At 66.2% G+C, this 17,743-nt stretch carries 15 protein-coding genes; 8 read left to right on the top strand and 7 right to left on the bottom strand.

Annotated elements, in window-relative coordinates:
• The first annotated feature begins 17 nt into the window (after window positions 1-17).
• From Uis4E_RS09340 to Uis4E_RS09325, 4 genes are all read left to right on the top strand, one after another.
• Window positions 18-263, top strand: a complete 246-nt coding sequence (locus Uis4E_RS09340; RefSeq protein WP_101622893.1) for a type II toxin-antitoxin system RelB/DinJ family antitoxin — start codon at window positions 18-20, stop codon at window positions 261-263.
• The gene (locus Uis4E_RS09335; protein WP_101622892.1) at window positions 250-573 is read left to right on the top strand and encodes a type II toxin-antitoxin system PemK/MazF family toxin; all 324 of its coding nucleotides are present in this window, start codon (window positions 250-252) and stop codon (window positions 571-573) included. Before Uis4E_RS09340 ends, Uis4E_RS09335 begins: the two co-directional genes overlap by 14 nt.
• A gap of 111 nt (window positions 574-684) precedes the next feature.
• Window positions 685-1,161: a DUF4160 domain-containing protein gene (locus tag Uis4E_RS12080; protein ID WP_207764572.1), complete on the top strand. Its 477-nt coding sequence runs from the start codon at window positions 685-687 to the stop codon at window positions 1,159-1,161.
• A gap of 15 nt (window positions 1,162-1,176) precedes the next feature.
• On the top strand, window positions 1,177-1,488 hold the full coding sequence (locus Uis4E_RS09325) for a DUF2442 domain-containing protein (RefSeq protein WP_101622890.1): 312 nt from the start codon (window positions 1,177-1,179) through the stop codon (window positions 1,486-1,488).
• A gap of 148 nt (window positions 1,489-1,636) precedes the next feature.
• Here Uis4E_RS09325 and Uis4E_RS09320 read toward each other — a convergent pair whose 3' ends face one another.
• The gene (locus Uis4E_RS09320; protein ID WP_101622889.1) at window positions 1,637-2,905 is read right to left on the bottom strand and encodes a Fic family protein; all 1,269 of its coding nucleotides are present in this window, start codon (window positions 2,903-2,905) and stop codon (window positions 1,637-1,639) included.
• Between the two features lie 301 nt (window positions 2,906-3,206).
• Window positions 3,207-4,718, bottom strand: a complete 1,512-nt coding sequence (locus tag Uis4E_RS09315) for an MFS transporter (RefSeq protein ID WP_165784939.1) — start codon at window positions 4,716-4,718, stop codon at window positions 3,207-3,209.
• Window positions 4,719-4,867: 149 nt separating this feature from the next.
• Between Uis4E_RS09315 and Uis4E_RS09310 the strand changes: the two genes are divergently transcribed.
• A complete protein-coding gene (locus Uis4E_RS09310; RefSeq protein ID WP_101622887.1) occupies window positions 4,868-5,560 on the top strand; it encodes a helix-turn-helix domain-containing protein in 693 nt (230 codons plus the stop codon).
• A gap of 46 nt (window positions 5,561-5,606) precedes the next feature.
• Complete coding sequence (locus Uis4E_RS09305) at window positions 5,607-5,996, top strand: hypothetical protein (protein WP_101622886.1); 390 nt, start codon at window positions 5,607-5,609, stop codon at window positions 5,994-5,996.
• A gap of 21 nt (window positions 5,997-6,017) precedes the next feature.
• Here Uis4E_RS09305 and proC read toward each other — a convergent pair whose 3' ends face one another.
• Together proC and Uis4E_RS09295 are read right to left on the bottom strand one after the other, a co-directional pair.
• Window positions 6,018-6,863: a pyrroline-5-carboxylate reductase gene (gene proC / locus Uis4E_RS09300; RefSeq protein WP_101622885.1), complete on the bottom strand. Its 846-nt coding sequence runs from the start codon at window positions 6,861-6,863 to the stop codon at window positions 6,018-6,020.
• Window positions 6,864-6,937: 74 nt separating this feature from the next.
• Complete coding sequence (locus tag Uis4E_RS09295) at window positions 6,938-8,434, bottom strand: alpha/beta fold hydrolase (RefSeq protein ID WP_101622884.1); 1,497 nt, start codon at window positions 8,432-8,434, stop codon at window positions 6,938-6,940.
• A gap of 638 nt (window positions 8,435-9,072) precedes the next feature.
• Here Uis4E_RS09295 and Uis4E_RS09290 point away from each other — a divergent pair.
• Window positions 9,073-11,550 carry a DUF7134 domain-containing protein gene (locus tag Uis4E_RS09290; protein ID WP_243394503.1) on the top strand — a complete coding sequence of 826 codons (2,478 nt, stop codon included), beginning with the start codon at window positions 9,073-9,075 and terminating at the stop codon, window positions 11,548-11,550.
• A gap of 65 nt (window positions 11,551-11,615) precedes the next feature.
• Entirely contained in the window at window positions 11,616-12,419 is an 804-nt protein-coding gene (locus Uis4E_RS09285; protein WP_101622883.1) for a response regulator, read from the top strand.
• Window positions 12,420-12,432: 13 nt separating this feature from the next.
• Here the strand turns inward: Uis4E_RS09285 and Uis4E_RS09280 are convergent, their stop codons facing one another.
• From Uis4E_RS09280 to Uis4E_RS09270, 3 genes are all read right to left on the bottom strand, one after another.
• Window positions 12,433-15,093 carry an ABC transporter permease gene (locus tag Uis4E_RS09280; RefSeq protein WP_101622882.1) on the bottom strand — a complete coding sequence of 887 codons (2,661 nt, stop codon included), beginning with the start codon at window positions 15,091-15,093 and terminating at the stop codon, window positions 12,433-12,435.
• A gap of 41 nt (window positions 15,094-15,134) precedes the next feature.
• Complete coding sequence (locus tag Uis4E_RS09275; RefSeq protein WP_101623123.1) at window positions 15,135-15,878, bottom strand: ABC transporter ATP-binding protein; 744 nt, start codon at window positions 15,876-15,878, stop codon at window positions 15,135-15,137.
• Between the two features lie 309 nt (window positions 15,879-16,187).
• Window positions 16,188-17,504, bottom strand: coding sequence for an O-acetylhomoserine aminocarboxypropyltransferase/cysteine synthase family protein (locus Uis4E_RS09270; protein ID WP_101622881.1), 1,317 nt, complete (start codon window positions 17,502-17,504; stop codon window positions 16,188-16,190).
• Window positions 17,505-17,743 lie beyond the last annotated feature (239 nt).

Raw genomic sequence — 17,743 nt, 5'->3', positions numbered from 1 at the left:
AGTAATAAGGAGTGGCTATGAGCATACAGATTGCCACGCGTGTTGATGATGAGCAAGCGGCGTTGTTCAAGGAGACCACCCGACAGTTGGGCACCACTCCGGCCGATGCCCTGCGCATGTTCATCGTTGCATTCAACGATTACCGCGGGTTCCCCTATGAGGTGCGGTTGCCGCGGAATGACGTGGAGCCGTTTGCGTCCGAACGGGAGGCCACTGAATACGCCAGCCGCCTCGCCTTGAGGATGTCCGATGAAGCGAGGTGAGATCTGGGCGTTGCAGGCCGACGGCTACGCCAGTAAACCTCGACCGGTCGTCATCGTGCAGAACGACGTCGTCGACCGGTTCGACTCCGTCATCACCTGCCTGCTGACCTCATACGATTCCTCCGACATCGACACGCGGGTTCGATTGGAGCCGAGTCCGGAGAACGGCCTGAACAAGGTGAGTTACGTGATGACGGACAAAATCGTCACCGTCGACCGCAAACTGCTGGGATACAAAGTCGGCGTGGTCGACGATAGGGCCATGGCGAATATCGGACGCCAGCTCATGCGGGTTCTAGGTTTGCTGTGACGCTTGGGATGGCTGGCGGGCGTGCGTCTACTTGTGACATCGTTTATGCGCCCTTAAGACTGTACGGCAAGTCGGTCGAGTTCAAGCTCAACGTGTCCAAGTAGTTGTCGAATGACGCGCAGCGTCGAGGGCCTTGGAATTCCAGTGATTCCAAGGCCCTCACTTATTTTGGACGACGCCATCGCTTTGAGAGACGAGGCTGTCTTCGATTCGGTGTTGGCGAAATTGGATGTCGCCGTCAAGCACGATGCCGGTGCACTTGATTGGAATATACTCGAACTATCGTCTTCCCCCGTATGGGATATCGGATGGAAGGTGCGGCATGCCGAGTTGAGTCGGTTCTTTGGAATCATCATCCGCATGATGTATCAGGACGAGAGCGAGCACCACAAGCCGCATGTCCATGTGTACTACGGCGACTTCAAGGCGTCCATCGGCATCGACGGCGAGCTGTTGGCCGGCTCCCTTCCCGCCAAGCAGTACAAGCTGGTGGCCGCATGGCTGGTGCTGCATGAGGATGAGCTGTACAAGGCGTGGAACGAGGCCGTGTCCGGACGTCCGTTCGACCGTATCAAGCCGCTTTCGTGAGGAAGGGGACCCGTCATGTTCGAGATAAACGGCATCCTGTATGCGGATGAACCCGCCCGGGAGTTGGAAGTCCGGTCGGCCCGCGTCACGGATGATCACATCATGCTGGTGACGTTCTCCACGGGCGAGACGCGCCTGTGCGATTTCACCGAAATGTACGACGATGTCCCCGCCTTCGACCCGCTGCGGGATGAGAAGACGTTCGAGGATTTCCATATCGATCATGGGATTCTGACTTGGCGCGACGGCGATATCGACATCTCTCCCACATATTTGTACGAACATTCATACGAATACGCCGCCCACGGCGAACTGGTTTCGGCGTGATGGCGTAAAGCGATGGCGTCGAGCTCAGGCTCTCCAGCGTACAAGAAATGATTACCGTATACTCCGGAACCTTTGAAACCTTAGCGATTCCAAAAGTTCCGGAGTATCGGAGGGGCGGTCGCCTTCGGAGGAGACGGCCGGGGTTCGACTACCGCTCTTCGACGGAATCCTCCGTCCCCGGCGAGAGGACGCTTCTCACCGATTCCGACACCCGTATCCTCAACGGGCGTTTCCCGGACCGGGTCACGAGTCCGGTTTCCAGAAGCTCTCCCACGTATTTCCTCGCGCTCTGCCTGGATAGTCCGATCTGGCTGGCGGCGTCATCCAGCGACATAGACTTGGACGAATCGAACAGCTCCTCTTGAATCACGCCGTATAGGATCGAAGACGCCTTCGAGGACAGGTTCCACTCCCGTTCGAGCCGTTCACAGACCGCGCCGCCCTTGTCGAGCCGGTCGACTCTGACCTCGAGTTCGTCGATCAGCTCGTCCTGGGCCTTCCTGACGAATCCGAGGATGGTGTTCACGAAGAACGTCAGCTCGCCGCAGTTCAGCTTATCCTCGGCTTCGGTGAACGCCTTGTAGTAGGCATTCTTGTTGTAGGCTATGGTCCTGGACAGGGACAGTACCGTGGGCACGGTCAGATCGTGGTTCAGGTACAGGGCCAGAAGATACCTGCCGGTCCGGCCGTTGCCGTCGTAGAACGGATGGATGTATTCGAACAGGAAATGCGACATGATGGCCGATTGCAGACGGGGCATCTCGTCGGAGGTCGCAAGATGGATCATATCGGCGAGGAGCGCGCCGATATTGCTTTCGCCGCGGACGCCGTTGTGGATCGCGAGACCGTGCGGTCCCTGTATCTCCACGTCGTCTTTCCGGAACAGTTCGCCGTCGGGTATGTCCTTGTCGTCGATCTCGTCGAGCACAACCTTGTCGTAGATGCCGCGGATGTCCGCGATTCCCGATGGCAGCGCGGTTTCCTTGTCGGTGAGGTTCAGATACAGTTTGGCGAACTCGCTGAACCGCGCTTTGGAAGCGTCGCCGTCCTTCATTGCTTTGTCGGCGGCCTCCACGGCGTTACGCATTTCTCTGCGGGTGCTGCGCACGCCTTCCATCTCGTTGGTGGCGAACAGTTCCTCACTGACGGCGTGCCGTATGTAGTCCCAGTGCATGACGCCCGGAATCTGGTTCCAGAGCCGGGATATGCGCCGTTCGGCGAGGAGTATCTTCTCCGTGAGCATGGACGTCTCGCGTGGCGTTGCGGTGAACAGTTCGCCCAGTGGCGTGATGATGCCGGTACGGAACGTGGAGTCGGCTTCAAGGCGCTGCCGGGCAAGTTTCTCATGGTTGCTGAAGGAGTCGGTCGACCGGTCGGCGTGGAACACTCTTGCCAAACTTCTATATTTCATATCCATGATAACACCTACCGCATCAAATGCGTCGTAATGATAAAAACTATAAGATAGAATACGCGGTAAGTCAATGCACGACTTCAAGAATATAGAACCCCATAGGATTGTGGGGCGCCGCACCTCTATGCGATGTCGTCGTCGAATATTGTTCGCGAAAATGCAACTAGACCACACATACCGCGCCCGCAAGAACCCGGCGGGAGAAGGGCGCACGTAAGATCCATCAACGCCTAATCCCCACCTATACAGCCGATTCTATGCCTGTAACGGGGAAACACCGACGGAATCCGCCGATGCCCGACTCTCACCGCGACGCCCTGCGGGATATCAGCGCGACGATTCCGAGAGTGACGCCGATCACCGCGGCGGCCGCCGCGAAGCTGCCGGTCATCGCGGATTCATAGGCGCGGGAGGCCACCTGCCGCATCAGGTCGCCCATAGTCCCCGCGGATCCGGCCGCCTGCTGGAAGTCCAATGTCACGGAGCCGACGGACCGCAGGTCCAGTCCGGCGGATCGTGCGAGATCGCGGAACCCCGCCGCATACAGTCCGCTCTGTATGCTGCCGAAGATTCCCACGCCGATGATGGATCCGAATTGGCGGAACACGGTCAGCAGGCTGGAACCGGCACCGGACCGCTCGACCGGGACCCGGCCCATGGCCCAGGTCAGCATCGCCGGCTGGCCCACGCCCAATCCGAATCCCGCCACGGTCTGGCCGATCATCGCCGTCGATTGCCTCATCGTTTCTCCGGGCCACCACATGGCGTCGCCGATCGTCAGCATGCCGGCGGCCAGACAGCCCAAGGCCATCAGGCTCGCACCTCGCGAACCGATCCGGGAGACGACCCAGTCATCCATCCGCGCCCCCACGATGGACGCGACGACCAGCGGCATCAACAACATTCCTCCGACCAGCGCACCGTGGCGCAGCACCGTCTCCAGATAGGCCGGCATGATGAAGATGATGCCATACATCGAGAAGTTCAGCATCATCAACGCGGGAGCGCAGGCGGCGAACGCCCGATCCCTCATCAGTCCGAGCTCCATCAGCGGGTTGCGGGATGCGCGGTCATGCAGCACGAACCCTGTCGTCAGCATGACTCCGACCACCATCGGAATCCAGGCATCTACGGATAGAATGCCATGTTGCGCATTGACCAGGCCGGCGGAGAACAGGGTGAATCCGGCGAACATCATCGCAACCGACATCCAAGGCATACGCAACGACCGCGGCCCATGCGACGCTCCCCTCCGCGGCACGTTCACGCGGATGACCACGATCACGGCGAGGAACACCACGCCGTCGAATCCGAAGATGCCGCGCCATCCCAGCGTCGCGGTGAGCGCTCCCCCGACGAGCGGGCCGAACGGGACGCCCAAGGTGCCGGCTATCGCCCATGCGGTCATGGCGCGGGACAGTCCGGGCCCTCGGAACAGGATGCCGAGCAGCGCCTGCCCCATCGGGATGACCACGCCCGCGCCGGCGCCCATGATCGCCCGCGAGACGAGCAGCACCGGCACGTTCCCGGCCACGAGACCGATCGCGGACGCGACGACGAACATCATCAGTCCCGCAAGCATGGTCTTCAGGTGGCCGAGCCGGTCGCCGAGGAATCCGGCCAGCAGCACCACGGCGGCGAACACGAGATTGTAGCTGGAGACGATCCACTGCTGTTCTGCCATGCCCGCTCCGAGGGATTCGGCGATGTCCGGCAGCGCTACATTGAATGCGGTGGTGTTGATCATCATCACCAGCTCGGCCGAGCACAGGCAGATCAGGGAACGACTCAGATTCCCCGTTTCCGTTTCATCCATCATCCAGCCCTTTAAGATACCGATACGTTTCTTAACAACAACACGTGATTATAGACACCGGTAGATAAGAAACGCCGTGGTATCTTGTAGAAAGGAAGGCGAACAATCATCAGACACGACACCCATGCGCCGCGAACGGAGATGGACCGATGGAAGCGAACGAATCGACGGAAGCGAACGGACCACTGGAAGCGAACGGACCACTGGAAGCGAACGAATCACCGGAAACGACCAACGCACCGAAACAGACGCGCCGACGGGGCAAGGCCCTGGAAGCGGCCATTCTCGAGGCCGCGTGGGAGCAACTGTCCACGCGCAGCGCCGAAGAGTTCACCTTCGACAACGTGGCCGCCAGAGCGCACACCAGCAAACCGGTGCTGTACCGCCGATGGCCGAACCGCACGGAACTGTTCGTGGCCGCGGTGAGGCGGCATCGCCGTCACGCCGCCATCGAACGTCCGGACACCGGCACGCTCAGAGGCGACGTCATCTCGATCCTCCTGCAGCTCAACAGCAGACAGTCCGACGCGGTGATGGTGCTGGCCAAGTTCGGCGTCTACGCCGACTGGCTCGGCGTGGACGCGCACGACCTGTACGAGCGCACGATGATGAGCGACCATCCCAGCATCATGATGGCCGTCGAGAACGCGAGGGCGCGCGGCGACATCACCTGCGAGCTGCCGGAATCGCTGCTGCGCATGCCCGGGGAGCTCGGCCGCGCGATCATCCTGCGCGACATGCGCCCCCTGTCCGAAGCGGACATCGTCGCCACGGTCGACGAACTGTTCCTCCCGCTCGTCGATTATTACGAGCATCGGGCACGGACCAAGGCCGGCAGGTGACGCATCGGCGGACGTCCGACACGTCACGCGACTACAGTGGAACGGTATGGCGGATACGGTACGTGTGATCTTCGAATTTCCCGACGAGGAGGCGGCGCACGCGTGGCTCGACGCGCTCGCGCTGCTCGGGTCGGGCACGCCGACGCCCCTGATCGACGGCGCCACCGTGACGGGCACGAAACGCAATGGCCCGCAGCTGGCCAAATGGCTGACCGCGAATCCCGGATGGCATCGCGTCGCCACGCCGGCGAACCGCGCCGCGGCGTTGAAGGCCGCGTACAAGATCAACCGGGGCGACCGCCGCGGCTTCGAGTCGGGCGAGTTCGAGGCGCGCGCCCGACTGGCCGACGGGGCATGGATCGTCGAGGCGCGCCTCATCCCGAAACGGCGCAGGGCGGCGACGCCCGAAGGCATGTCGCCGCTGTTCGGGGAATAACCGCCGCCCCGACCAATCCCATTACGCCATGATTGCGTCGACGCCGTCGATGACGGCGCCGCGGAACCCGTCCTTCTCCAGTTTCGCGACGCCGCGGATCGTGGTGCCGCCGGGCGAGCAGACCGCATCCTTCATCACGCCCGGATGGTCGCCGGTCGCCATGTAGAGCGCGCCCACGCCTTCGACCATCTTCGCGGCGAGACGGTAGGCGGTGGCGCGCTGCAGACCGTATTCGACGCCGGCGTCGCCGAGCGCCTCGATGTACATGTCGGTGAACGCGGGGGCGCACCCGGCGATGACCATCGCGATGGTCATATGCGCGGTGTCGACGCGTTCGATGAGGCTGATCGGCGAGAACAGCGCCTCGAACGTCGCCGCCTCTTCCTCGGTCAGCGTGTTCGCGGTCTCGGTGACGAGCACGCCCTTGCCGACGGCCATCGGCGTGTTCGGAATCGTGCACTGGACGTGCACGTCCGCACCGTCCGCAGCCCCGGCCCCGCCATCCGCGCCATCAGCACCGCCGGCGAACAGGTTCCGGTACTTCTCCAGATCCCAGCCGGCGGCGATGGACACGACGATCCTGCCGGGCTTGGCGAGCTCCTTGGTGAGCGGGCCCACGACCTCCTCGATCTGGTACGGCTTGACGGCGACGACGACCACGTCGGCCGCGACGGCGACCTCGAGCGCGTTGTGCAGCGGACGCGCGCCGAGTTCGGTCGTGGTCCGCTCCAGCTTGTCCCAATGGGCCGCGCAGGCGACGATCTGGCCCCCGCGCACGACGCCCGCGTCGACGAGTCCCCGCGCGATGGCCTGCGCCATGTTGCCGTAGCCGATGAATCCGATGGTGATGTCGTTCAGATCGGTCATATCCGTCCGTAGCCTTTCCCTAGGTGCCGTGCTATCCGCACGCCATCATAGCGCCGCCGATGTTTCGGGAAAGGTCAGAACAATTCCGCGAGGTCCCCCCTGTTCAGCGCCTCGTCCCACAGGCGACGGAACACGACCGGACCGTGCAGGCCGTCATGCTCGAACTCGTTCGTCGTCCAGTAGTGGCTGTTGCCGACGCGCGACAACGTGTCGATCTGGAGGCCGGAATCGACGTACATGTCGTCGAAGTAGACGGCGGCCTGCAGCGGCACCTCGTTGCGGGCGAGCTGCTCCTCGTCGTAGATCACACCGAAGTGTGTGTCCTCCATGAGCACATCCATCGCCGCCCTGAACGGACGCAGCGCCGCCTCCTGCTCGAACATCCACGGGAACATCGCCTCGCCGGTGAACGTGAGCGGGCGCTCCCCCGCACCGAATTCCGGTTTCGTGTCGCGCACGCGCTGCGCCGCCCAGCGGATCGGCGCGTCGAGCTCGCCGTTCGCGTAGATGAACTCCTGCAGCGGCCAGTAGAGCGGGCGCGACGAGGTGGCGTTCATCACCTTGGCGAGGAACTCGTCGGACAGCGTCGCGCCGCCGGCCGATGGCGTGGAGCCGTCGCCGTCGGCGAACGCGTCGTCGAGGATCCAGTGGACGCGTTCGAAGCTCGGCTTCATGCCGAAATCGGATCCGAGGCATTGCAGTCGTTCGACGGTCAGCGGGTCGCCGTTGGGCAGCACCGGGAAGCCGTACGCGGCCATGCCGGCGATCATGCCGAGCCGGCGTCCGAGGCCGTCGGAGGACATCGTCTCCGGCACGGTGCCGGCGAGGTGGTCGGTGAAGTCGCGCACGTCGGCGACGGTGGGCAGCATGTCGGCGAGCGCGGCGACGCGTTCGCGGTCCTGCGGGTAGCGTTCGTAGAACCGCCGGGTCTTGCGCGCCATGCGCGGGAATGTGTGTTCGTAGACTTCGGTGGCGTCGGCGGGCACGTGCGGGATGCCGCCGGTGGTGAAGCTCGCGGTCACGCCCTGCGGGTAGAGGGACAGGTAGGTGAGGGTGAGGAATCCGCCGTAGCTCTGGCCCAATGTCACCCATGCGCGTCCTCCGAATGCGGTGCGGCGCAGGTGTTCGAAGTCGCGCACGATGGAGTCGGCGAGGAACTTCTTGAGGTAGTCGGCCTGTTCGCGTGCGGCGGCTGCCGCGGATCCGGCTCCGTCGCCGTCATGCGCGGCGGCGATGCGCGCCATCGTGTGCGTGTCGACGCGGTTGGAGCGGCCGGTGCCGCGCTGGTCGGGCAGGATGACACGGAAGTGCTTCGTGGCCTCTTCGATCCACCCGTCGCTCGTCGGGTTCAGCAGGCGCGGGCCGGCGCCGCCGGGGCCGCCTTGCAGGAAGACGAGCAGCGGCAGGTCGTCGTGGATGTGTTCGGGCGTGGTGACGACGCGGTAGAAGAGTCTGATGCTCTCCCCGCCGAAGCCTTTGCCGGGTTCGTGGCCGGTCCAGTCGAGCGGCACGTCGATGGCATGGTCTTCGATGTGCAGTCCGGGCACATAGTATTCGTCGAGCAGCGTCATGTGCAAGCGTCCTTTCCGATGTCCGCCGCACCCGGAATGGCCCGGCGGAATTCCTTCTCTCATTCCACGTGTGCGGGCGGACAACGGTCGGACGACATTCAGACGGCATTCCGGCGGTGCGCTTTTCCGCTTGCGGCATCATACGACGTCTGGTGTCCCTCGACGCTGCCGATATCGTTCGTGTATGGTTCGACACCGTTCCTGCATGGTTTCCGGTCACTTGTGCATGGTTGGGAGCGCAACCTGCATGGTTCGTCACCATTGCTGTAGGATCGGAGCCCCTATCTGCATGCCTCCCTCGGGTAGACGGCCGGATTCTCCGATGCCGCTCGATGCCATATCGGCCATTTTCCGCGGTTCCGCGTAATCGTCGCCACCGCCGCGACCGATTTCTTCGGCACCACACCATGCAGGTTCGACCGAAAAACCTACAGGTTCGCCCTCGAACCATACACGACAGTTGCCACACCATACAGGTAGTCTCCCGAACCGTACAGGTTCGCCCCTGAACCATGCAGATCGCGCCTCGACGACCATGCATCCCACGTATCCAGTCGCGCACCTTCCATCCCGGCTCATCCTCGAGCATGATTGCGGGGAATCACGGACGCGATAGCCTTGAGCGTATGGGTGTCGTAATGGGACGGATCGCGGCGTGGGGCCGCTCGCACATGCTGGTCGTGGATGTGCTGCTCGCATGTGCCGTGGAGGTGTTCTCCCTGTGGCTGACGGCCAGCACCGATCCGAGCACCGTTCCGGGGTTGGTGTTTCCCGCGACCCTGCGCTCCATGTATCTATGGTCGACCGTCGTCCTCGTGCCGGTGGCGCTGCGCCGACGTCAGCCCGAGGCGGCCGCATGGCTGTTCGTCGCGCTGTGCGCGGCCCAACTCATGTTCGGCCCGACGGTCACGTACACGGATCTCGTCTCCCTGCTGATGCTGTATTCGGCATTGCTGTACGGCGATCCGCGTCACGCCCCGCGTTTCGTCATCGCCGCGTTCGCAATGGGTGCGGTCGCCTCCCTTGCCTGGTCGCTGGCGTTCAATCTGGGACCGTTGCTCGACGGGGCAGGAGATCCGGCCGCCTGGCCGCCGACGGCACCGTCCACGCCGGCGTGCCGTTCGGCGACCAGCGGCGTGTTCGGCGCGCAATCGGCGAGCTGCGCCGGCAGGATCGCGATCGACGCGGGACTCATGTCCCTGTTCGTGGCGGCGTGCCTCGTCAGCGCGATCGTCATGGCGTTCTGGCAGCGCGCACGGCTGGCCACGCTCAACGCGATTCGCGAACGCAATGCGTCGATCGCCGCGCGGGAGGCCGAGGAGACGCGTATCGCGCGGTTGGCCGAGCGCGCGCGTATCGCCCGGGACATGCACGACGTGGTGGCGCACACCCTGTCGACGATCATCATCCAGTCGGATGGAGGACGGTACGCCGGTGCGCACGATCTTGCCGTGGCGAAACGCACGATGACGACGATTCGCCGCGAGGCGGCGCACGCCCAACACGACATGCACCGGCTGTTCGACGTGTTCGGCGGATCGGCCGGCACCGGATACGCGGGCATCCCCGACCTGTTCGACGGCCGTCCGCCGGTCGCGCGTCACGTGTGCGGCGATGCGCGTCCGGATCGCCTCTCCCCCGATGCGGACACCGCCGTGTTCCGCCTCGTGCAGGAATCGCTGTCCAACGTACGCAGGCATGCGGGCGACGGCGCGCGCGTGACGATGAATGAGACCTGGAGGCCGGACGCGTTGAAAGTCGTTATCCGCGATGACGGCGTGGGGGCGGCTTCCACCGTCGACGGCCATACGCCAGGATATGGGCTGGTCGGCATGCGCGAGCGCATCGTCGCCGCGGGAGGCGCCGTCGAGGCCGGGCCGGCGCCCGCCGGCGGGTTCATGGTCGTCGCGACGGTTCCGCTGCGGCCCGACCGCCGCTCTTCCCCCGACCGTCCCGCCCGTCCCGCCCGTTCCGACCGCGTGGGCTCCGTCGGCTCCGTCGATTCCGCGAGGCCCGACGACGTCAATCCGGCGGCCCTGTCAAAGCTGCACGCCGGTCTGGCGTCGCTGCGCTCCCGCCTGTCCGGCATCGATGTGGGCGCCGGCGGCAATGCTCCCGCCGACGCGTCGGGCGGGACGCGCATCGCGCGGCTGGCATGGTGGACCGAACGGCACTACCTGTTCATGGACACGTTGGCCGCGGCGCTGCTGACGCTCGTGTTCCGCACCGCGACGTTCAACGATTCGGGCCTGGCCTCCGCCGCGTTCGCACCGCTGCCGGCGAGGCGCGCGGTCGCCGTCGCGGCGACGGCCGCCCTGCTCGCGCCGTACGCGTTGCGCCGCCGCTTCCCGGAGTCGGCCGCCCTGGCGATGGCCGTCATGTCCGCCGTGGAACTGCTGTTCGCGCCCTCGACGCTTGCCGTGAACGTGTTCGCGTTGGCGTCGGTGTATTCGGCGGTGCTGTACGGGCGAGATGGGGCCTGGCGTTGGGTGTTGGGGTGCGTCGCGTTCGATTCGTGGCTGTTCGGGGCCCGCGTCATGGCGGGTCGTGCCGGCTGTGATTCGCTCATCCGGGCGCTGCTGCATGGCGATGGCGGCGGGCCGGCATGGGATGTGGCGCTCGGCGGGCTGCCGGTCGGCGGCGTGGTGATGCTGCTGTGCGTGGCGTGCATGGCGATGGCCGAATGGCGTCGTTCGAGCGGGACCGACGTGTTGGTGCTGCGACAGCGCGAGGAGGCGTTGCGTGCCGAGGAGGATCGGCGGAAGGTGCTCGCGGCGAATGTGGAGCGCGATCGCATCGGCGCCGCCATGCGTTCCGAGGTCGCGGCGACGCTCGGCACGGTCATCGATTGCGCCGACGAGGGACTGGCGATGCTCGACGGGACGCCCGCGCCGTCGCCGGAACGCATCGCCGCATTGTTCTCCGGCATCGGCGCGCAGGGGCGTGAGGCGCTGGCGCACATGCGCGGGTTGCTCGCCGTGCTGCGCGAGACCGGGTTCAGCGATGCGACGCACGAGCATGCCGGAGCGGAGGCGCCGCTCGCCCCGGCGGCATCGTTGGATGACCAGTTGGGCAGGCATTCGGGCGGACAGGCGGACGGTCGGATCCGGGATTGACTCAGGGAGGAATCAGGGTGCGGCGACGTCCATCGGATGCCGGACACCGGGTAGGGTGGTTCGGTATGAGTGGAAGCGACAGGATTCGAGTGGTCATCGCCGACGATCAGGAGCTGGTGCGGGCCGGGTTCGCCATGGTCATCGGCTCGCAGCCGGACATAGATGTGGTCGGGCAGGCCGGCGACGGCGGCCGCGCCGTGGCGTTGGCCGAACGGCTGCACCCCGATGTGGTGCTGATGGACGTGCGCATGCCCGGCATGGACGGCATCGAGGCCACGCGGCGGATCGTCGGCGCCGGTGCCGTCACCGGTGACGCCGATGCCGCGGCAGGCTCCGGCACGTCCGACGCCGCCGACGGCGAGACTCCGCGGGCGCATGCGACGCGCGTGATCATCCTCACGACGTTCGATTTGGACGAGTACGTGATGGCGGCGATTGATGCCGGCGCCTCCGGATTCCTGTTGAAGGACGCGGAACCGGAGACGCTGCTCGATTCGATCCGCACCGTGTTCCGCGGGGATGCGGTCATCGCGCCGTCCGCGACGAAACGGCTCATCGAGCAGATGATGAACGACGGGTATGCCGAGGGGCGCGTGGCGGGGGATGATGCACGGTCCGCGTCACGCGTCGCGGCCGGCGGCCGGCCCGACGGACCGGGCTACACCGATCCGGAGCTGGAGCTGCTCACCGACCGCGAACGCGAGGTGCTGGTGGAAGTCGCGCACGGCCTGAGCAATCAGGAGATCGCCGACAAGCTGTTCATATCCCTGCCGACGGTGAAGACGCATGTGGCGCACATCCTCGCCAAGATCAACGCGCGCGACCGCGTGCAGGCGGTGGTGTTCGCCTACGACAACCGGCTGGTGTGAGCCCGGTTCTCCGTCAGGCTTCGGCGAGCGCTTCGACGGGCGGCGTGTTCGCGGCACGGCGCGCGGGCAGAAGGCTGGCCAGGAGGGCGGCGAGCGCGGAGACGGCGAGGACGATGCCGTTGGTCTTCCATGCGAAGGGCATGGCGACGGTGCCGTAGAGGCTGAACACCATGGTGGAGCCGAGCCAGCCGAACAGGGTGCCGAGAAGCACGCCGGCCACGCCGGAGACGAGCGACAGCAGGAGCGCTTCGACGGCGAGGGATCGGCGCAGCTGGCCGCGGGTCATGCCGATGGCGCGCAGGGTGGCGGATTCGCGGACGCGTTCGATGACGGACAGGCTGAGCGTGTTGGCCACGCCGATGAGGGCGATGAGCACGGCGACGGCGATGAGTCCGACGAGCAGGGCCATCATGGCGTCGATGCTGGTGTCCCACATGTCGCGTTCGGCGATGGGTCCGGTGACGTTGGCGTCGGGGGTGGCGTTCAGGGCTTCGCGGACCCCGTCGATGACGCCGCCGACGCCGTTGGGGTTGGCGTCCGGGTCGGCGGTCATGAAAAGGATGCGCCCCTGTTCGGTCAGGTCGCCGTCAGTGAAGTGACCGGCGGTGACGAAGGCGACGGCGTCGTAGACGGAGGAGACGCGCCGGTAGTCGGCTTGGACGACGGTGAGGCCCGGTCCGGACGCGCCCGTGGCCGCAGCGGTGTCGGTGCCGTCCGTGGCGGCGGCGAGGTCGGCCGTGTGGGTGCGGTCGAAGTCGATGACGGTGCCGCCGAGGCTCTGCCGGGGCATGAGGATGTCGCGGTCGGTCAGGGTGACGCCGGTCAGGTCGGCGTGCATGACCTTCGCGAGATCGTGGAGGCTGGGGATGCCGACGATGAGGACGTCGATGCCGTGGCCTTGGTCGTCGGTGACGTGGCGCAGGGCGGTCGGCGCGTCGAGGACGCGGCCGACGCCTTTGACGCGGCGCACCTGCCGGCTCTGCTCTTCGGTCATGCCGGTGCCGGTGGCGATCATGTCGACGCTGTAGCGGGTGGCGAGTGCGTCGGCCATGGTGGTTTTGGCGCTGGCGGCGCCGGTGGCGATGGCGGAGACGAGCGTGACGCCGATGAGGAGGGCGGCGCCGGTGGCGGCGACCCTGCGCGGATTCTTCTGGATGTTGGCGTGGGCGATGGCGGCGCTGGGGCCGGTCGTGGCGGCGAGCGCGCCGGCGCCGCGCATGAGGGCGGGCATCCAGTGGACGGCGGAGACGACGAGCGCGGTGAACGTGAGCGCGCATCCGCCCATGGCGGCGAGCAGGACGGCGGGGTAATGGTCGTCGGCGAGGGATGCGCGGCCGATGACGGACAGGTGCGTCTGCCATACGCCGAACGCGCATAGCGCGATGCCGCTGGCGAGCATGAGGGCGGAGAGGATGGCGCGCGCACGCCCGCGGCGGGTGGTTTCGGCCGGTTCTACGGGGCGCAGCGCTTCGAGCGGGGTGACTGCGGTGGCGGCGCGTGCGGGGCCGAGGGAGGCGACGACGGTCATGATCATGCCGAAGGCGACGGGGACGGCGATGGCGGGCCAGGTGACGATGAGGCGCAGGGGCGCGCCGGTGGTCTTCATGACGCCGGTGGCGCACAGCAGTGCCATGAGTCCGATGCCGAGCGTGACGCCGAGCAGGGATGCGACGAGGCCGAGGATCCCGGCTTCGCAGAGGACGGAGGCGTACAGCTGGCGGCGATCGGCGCCGATGGTGCGCAGCAGGGCGAGTGTGCGCCGGCGTTGGGCGACGAGCACCTGGAACGTGTTGGCGATGACGAGCGCGGCGACGAGCAGGGCGAGCACGCCGAAGCTCATGAGGAACGTGGTGACGACGCTGGTGCCGTTGGTGCTGAGGGATTCCACGGCGAGCCGGTCGGCTTCGTCGCGGTCCACGAGCCGGCTGTATCGGGGAAGGAGGAGCGTGATGGCGGCCGTGTCGGCGTGGGCGTCGAGGTCGAGGTAGACGGAGGCGGCGTTGACCTGGCCGAAGTCGGCGACGCCGTTGACGGCGGCCATGAGGTCGTCGGAGAGGATGGAGACGCCGCCGTCGTACGCGTAGGCGCCGTTGGGGTCGGCGGTGAGGCCCGTCACGCGCGCTTCGACGCCGTCGGCGGGGGCCTGGCTTCCGGCGGTGTTTCCGGCGGTGTTCGAACGTGGGGAGACCCGCACCGTGTCGCCCACGCGCAGGCCGAGCTGTTCGGCGATGCGTTCGGGCAGGGCGATCCCATGACCGCCGACGGGCCGGTCGCCGTGTGTGACGGTCACGGGCAGCAGGCTCGTCTCGCCCGTGCCGATGGCATAGCCGGTGGCGTGGCGGGCGCCGTTGGACAGTGCGATGGCGGCGGCGGTGACGGCGCGCGCGCCTTCGACGCCTTCGATGGCGCGTATGCGGTCGAGATGGTAGTCGACCACGGTGCGCGAGTATGCTTCGTCGGCCTGCTTGTCGGTGGGGTGTTCGGGCAAGTCGGTCAGGACCATCGCGTCCGCGCCGGCGTAGATGGCGGTCTGCTGGCGGGTGAGGGAGTCGTTCATGGCGTTGCCGAACAGGAACGTGGAGGCGATGAACGCGGTGCCGATGAGCACGGCGACGCCCGCGGGGATGAGCATGCGGGCGGTTTTGCGCATGAGGTTCACGGTGATGCGGAACATGGGTCGTCCTTGTCTGCGTGGGATCGCTGGGATCGTGTCGGTCAGCGGGCGTGGCGTTCCGCCATGAGCAGCGTGTTCATGCGGTCGGCCGTGGGATGGGTCTCGTCGGCGACGATGCGCCCGTCGGCGAGCACGATGGCGCGGTCGGCCCAGGATGCGGCGACGGCGTCGTGCGTGACCATGATGATGGTCGCGCCGAGTTCGTCGACCGCCCGCCGCAGGAAGGAGAGGACCTCGGTGCCGGAGACGGAGTCGAGGGCTCCGGTCGGTTCGTCGGCGAACACGAGCCTGGGTTTGGCGATGAGGGCGCGGGCGATGGCGACGCGCTGCTGCTGGCCTCCGGACAGTTCGTTCGGACGGTGGTCGAGCCGTTGGCCGAGTCCGAGCGTGGCGACGAGCAGCCGGAACCATGCGCGGTCGGGTTTCGCGCCGGCGAGCGTCAACGGCATGAGGATGTTCTGCCGGGCGGTGAACATGGGCAGCAGGTTGAAGCTTTGGAAGATGAATCCGATCTGCTCGCGCCGCAGCAGGGTGAGCTGGTCGTCGCCGAGCTTCGTCAGGTCGCGGTGCTGGAACAGGATGCGGCCGGAGGTCGCCGAGTCGAGACCGGCGAGCGTGTGCATGAGCGTGGATTTTCCGGAGCCGGACGGCCCCATGATCGCGGTGAACCGCCCCTTCCCAAAGCTCACGTCCACGCCGCGCAGCGCGTGCACGACGTTGTCGCCTTCGCCGTAGTCCTTGGTCAGTCCGATCGCCTGGATGGCGGGGTTCGCCGTCTCGTCCATGTCGTCGCTCCCATACGTCAGGCCGGACCCGTCGTCCGGCGTATGGTCCATACGATATGGGCGTTCTCCCGCGCGCCCCATCGTGCGCGGGAACGATTCGCGACGGCCGCCCTGCGCGCCGCATCATCCTCGAGGATGATGCCGGCAACGCGAAAGGGGCGGTGGACGACGAGCAATCGTCGTCCACCGCCCCTTGTCGGGCGTATCGCCGTCAGCCTTCCCTTGTCTCGGGCCTCCTATCCGTCACGTCGCCGCGTCATGACCCGTGGCGACGCCCCTTCATACGGATGGGATCCCCTCAGGCGAGGCTCACTTGGCGAGGCCGGAGGCGCGGACGGCCTCGAAGCCGCCCTTGAGGTCGTCGAGGATGTCCTCGATGTTCTCGGTGCCGATGGACAGGCGGATGGTGCCCTGGTGGATGCCCTGGTCCTCGAGCTCCTCCAGCGTCTCCTGGGAGTGCGTGGTGGAGGCCGGGTGGATGACGAGGGACTTGGCGTCCGCCACGTTGGCGAGCAGGCTGAACAGGTGCAGGTTGTCGATGAAGACGCGCGCCGCGTCCTTGCCGCCCTTGATGTCGAACGTGAAGATGGAGCCGGCGCCCTTCGGGAAGTACTTCTTGTACAGCTCGTGGTCCGGACGGCCCTCGATGCTCGGGTGGGAGACGGACTCGACCTCCGGCACGGTCTGCAGGTACTCGACGACCTTGAGCGCGTTCTCGACGTGGCGCTCGACGCGCAGGGACAGGGTCTCGGTGCCCTGCAGCAGCAGGAACGCGGCGAACGGGCTCAGGGTGGCGCCGGTGTCGCGCAGCAGGATGGCGCGGATGCGGGTCACGAACGCGGCGCCGCCGAGCGCCTCGTAGAAGTTCAGGCCGTGGTAGGACGGATCCGGCTCGGTGAGGGTCGGGAACTTGCCCGGGACGGCGTTCCAGTCGAAGTTGCCGCCCTCGACGATCACGCCGCCCAGCGTGGTGCCGTGGCCGCCGATGAACTTGGTCGCGGATTCGACCACGACGTCGGCGCCGTGCTCGAGCGGACGGAACAGGTACGGGGTGGCGAACGTGTTGTCGACGATCACCGGCAGATGATGCTTGTGGGCGATCGCGGAGATGGCCTCGAAGTCCGGCAGGTCGGCGTTCGGGTTGCCGAAGGTCTCGAAGTAGACGAGCTTCGTGTTGTCCTGGATGGCGTCCTCGAACTCCTGCGGGTTCTCGGCGGAGACGAAGGTGGTGGTGATGCCGTCGCGCGGCAGGGTGTGGCGCAGCAGGTTGAAGGTGCCGCCGTAGATGTTCTTCGCGGCGACGATGTGGTCGCCGGACTGGGTGATGTTGCGCACCGCGTATTCGACGGCCGCGGCGCCGGAGGCGACCGCCAGGCCGGCGGTGCCGCCTTCGAGGGCGGCGATGCGGTCCTCGAACACGCCCTGCGTGGAGTTGGTCAGACGGCCGTAGATGTTGCCCGGGTCGGCGAGGCCGAAACGGGCCTCCGCGTGGTCGAAGTTGTGGAAGACGTAGGAGGTGGTCGCGTAGATCGGCACCGCGCGGGAGTCGGTGGCCGGGTCGGCCTGCTCCTGACCCACGTGCAGCTGCAGCGTCTCGAAACGGTAGTTCTTGTTCTTCTCGGCCATGATGTCGTGCTCCTTGTCGGTTGGTCGCGAGGTCTTGTTTCTTCGTCACCCGCCGGCCGTGTTCGGCGGTTGGCGAGGTGTTGGTTATGAAGGTACGACCCGGGCCCCGCGCGCCGCAAGCCCGACGTTATCGGGGTTGCCTATAGGGGCTTATCATCCGTTGGCATCATTGGCGTCGCGGGGTGCCGCGATCGCCGGATTCATCGCCGCGAACCATGCGACACGCCGTGACGACCCGC

It is taken from the genome of Bifidobacterium parmae (assembly GCF_002860365.1).
GTDB lineage: Bacteria > Actinomycetota > Actinomycetes > Actinomycetales > Bifidobacteriaceae > Bifidobacterium > Bifidobacterium parmae.
Note: the sequence above shows the minus strand (reverse complement) of the source record. Positions and strands in the feature narration are given on the sequence as shown.

Coding starts and splice junctions, on each gene's coding strand:
- Uis4E_RS09290 (WP_243394503.1), top strand. CDS start 9,073: ATGGGACGGATCGCGGCGTGGGGCCGCTCGCACATGCTGGTCGTGGAT.
- Uis4E_RS09315 (WP_165784939.1), bottom strand. CDS start 4,718: ATGGATGAAACGGAAACGGGGAATCTGAGTCGTTCCCTGATCTGCCTG.
- Uis4E_RS09325 (WP_101622890.1), top strand. CDS start 1,177: ATGTTCGAGATAAACGGCATCCTGTATGCGGATGAACCCGCCCGGGAG.
- Uis4E_RS09340 (WP_101622893.1), top strand. CDS start 18: ATGAGCATACAGATTGCCACGCGTGTTGATGATGAGCAAGCGGCGTTG.
- Uis4E_RS12080 (WP_207764572.1), top strand. CDS start 685: ATGACGCGCAGCGTCGAGGGCCTTGGAATTCCAGTGATTCCAAGGCCC.
- Uis4E_RS09285 (WP_101622883.1), top strand. CDS start 11,616: ATGAGTGGAAGCGACAGGATTCGAGTGGTCATCGCCGACGATCAGGAG.
- Uis4E_RS09320 (WP_101622889.1), bottom strand. CDS start 2,905: ATGGATATGAAATATAGAAGTTTGGCAAGAGTGTTCCACGCCGACCGG.
- Uis4E_RS09280 (WP_101622882.1), bottom strand. CDS start 15,093: ATGTTCCGCATCACCGTGAACCTCATGCGCAAAACCGCCCGCATGCTC.
- Uis4E_RS09270 (WP_101622881.1), bottom strand. CDS start 17,504: ATGGCCGAGAAGAACAAGAACTACCGTTTCGAGACGCTGCAGCTGCAC.
- Uis4E_RS09275 (WP_101623123.1), bottom strand. CDS start 15,878: ATGGACGAGACGGCGAACCCCGCCATCCAGGCGATCGGACTGACCAAG.
- proC (WP_101622885.1), bottom strand. CDS start 6,863: ATGACCGATCTGAACGACATCACCATCGGATTCATCGGCTACGGCAAC.
- Uis4E_RS09295 (WP_101622884.1), bottom strand. CDS start 8,434: ATGACGCTGCTCGACGAATACTATGTGCCCGGACTGCACATCGAAGAC.
- Uis4E_RS09305 (WP_101622886.1), top strand. CDS start 5,607: ATGGCGGATACGGTACGTGTGATCTTCGAATTTCCCGACGAGGAGGCG.
- Uis4E_RS09335 (WP_101622892.1), top strand. CDS start 250: ATGAAGCGAGGTGAGATCTGGGCGTTGCAGGCCGACGGCTACGCCAGT.
- Uis4E_RS09310 (WP_101622887.1), top strand. CDS start 4,868: ATGGAAGCGAACGAATCGACGGAAGCGAACGGACCACTGGAAGCGAAC.